At 73.3% G+C, this 1952-nt stretch carries 1 protein-coding gene; it reads right to left on the reverse strand.

Going from position 1 to position 1952, the window contains the following annotated elements; all coding sequences use genetic code 11:
• Window positions 1–61: 61 nt before the first annotated feature.
• A partial coding sequence (locus tag AB0J09_RS63645; RefSeq protein ID WP_360714077.1) for a flavodoxin domain-containing protein occupies window positions 62–1952 on the reverse strand: 1891 nt, incomplete at its 5' end.

Genomic DNA, 1952 nt, shown 5'->3' on the forward strand with positions numbered 1-1952 from the left:
CGCCACCCGGCGCCACCGCGAAAGGTGGGGCCGGGTGGCGGGCCGGGTGCGTCCTGGGCCGTCAGGCGAACACGTCCTGCTGGTAGCGCCCCGCCGCCTCCAGCCCGGCCAGCCACTCGGCGCCGTCCTGCCCCGTCCGCTCCCGGTGGATGTCCAGCAGCGCCTGCCGCACCGCCGGAGCCATCCGCAGCCCGTCGCCGCACACGTACACGTGGGCGCCCTCCGAGAGCAGCTCCCACACCTCGTCGGCGTGCGCGGCGAGGGCGTCCTGGACGAACCGGTACGGGTGCCCCGGCACGGCGGAGTACGCGGCGTGTGCCGGCACGTCCCAGCGGGCGAGGTCGTCGGCGTACAGCTGATCGTGCTGAGGGTGGCGGCACCCGGTGAAGATCGCGGCCCGGCCGGAGGCGCCCGTCAGCAAGCGCTCCTCGAGGAAGCCTCGCAGGGGGGCGAAGCCGGTGCCGGGGCCGACGAGGATCACCGGCGTGGCCGGGTCGTCCGGCAGCCGGAACGGCGGCGCGGGCACGCGGATGTAGCCGTAGAACACCTCGCCCTCCTTCAGGGAGGCGAGGTAGGCCGAGCACATGCCCTGGTAGGTGCCCGTGCCCGACCAGGCGGGGCCCTCGACCAGTCCGACGGTGAGCCGCACCAGACCGGGGTCCGCCAGCGGTGAGGACGAGACCGAGTAGTAGCGCGGCTTGATGGGCCCGGCCATCTCCAGGAACACCGGCAGCGGCAGAGAGATCGCCGGGAAGCGCTCGAGCAGCGCCAGCGGGGAGACGCGCTTGGCGAGGATCTCGTCGGCGTAGCCGGCGGTCAGCTCGGCGAGCTGACCGCCGGTCCACGGGCATTCGGTGTGGGCGGCCAGCGCCTCGAGGTCTGCCCTGGTGGCCACGTCCTGCAGCTCGGCGAACTCGGTCAACAGCAGGCCCGCCGTGACCGGCGTGTCCACGGGCAGGTGGGTGGATCCGGCGGCGCGCAGCCGTACGACCTGCTCCCGGGGGACGCGCAGGCAGCGCAGCGCCCACTCCACCAGCTCGGGGTCGTTCTTGGCGAAGACGGCCACGTGGTCGCCCGCCGAGTACGTGACGCCTTCGGGCAGCCTGGCCACGATCGAGCGCACGCCGGGACGCGGCGCCTCGATCGAGAAGTCCCAGAGCCCGGTGGGGTCGCCGGTCAGCTCCTCGTTGGAGACGACGGTCAGCGGGAAGGCCCGCGAGGAGACGACGGCCGGCCGGACCTCGGCCTCGCTGAGCACCTCCATCTCGTAGCGCGGCCCAGCGCTGTCGGTGGAGGCGCTGTACTCCTCGGCCAGCGCGGCCCACAGCTTGGCGGTCCACGCGGACACGTCGCCGTCGAAGTCGCCGTCCGCGTCGGCCTCGCCGCGCTCGATCAGCGGCACGGCCCCCGCGGCGGTCAGCTTCTCGTACGCGCGCCGCGGGAACTCCTGGTACGTGGGCCACTGCGTGTTCCCGCAGCCCAGCACGGCCAGGTGGACACCGGACAGGTCGGGCAACGTCTCGAGCGCGTCGAAGCGCTGGGCGTTGTCGGGGGCCTTGCCGTTGTAGGAGGAGGACACCACGACCAGCAGGCCCTCGCTCGGGGGCGTCATGTCGTCGAGCGTGGTCAGCGTGGTGGCGAAGCCCGCGCGACCGGCCCGCTCGGCCAGGCGTTCGGCGATGTCGGAGCTGGTGCCGAGGTTGGAGCCGTACGCGACGGTGAGCGGGACGCCGGTGACGGCGATCTCCTGCTGCTCGCTCTCCTCGACCTCAGGGGCCACGACGACGGCCCGCTCGTGCGCGCGCCGCTCGCGGACCCTCAGTGTGAACCCGTCCGGCTTGAGCGTGAGCGTCTGCTTGATCTTCATGCGGTAGACGTTCGGGTCGGAGATCGCGAAGCGGCGCAGGATCATCGCCAGCGCCAGCCTGGCCTCGGTGAGCGCGAACTGGCGG

Origin of the sequence: Nonomuraea sp. NPDC049784, from assembly GCF_040659615.1 — a bacterium.
Classification (GTDB): domain Bacteria; phylum Actinomycetota; class Actinomycetes; order Streptosporangiales; family Streptosporangiaceae; genus Nonomuraea.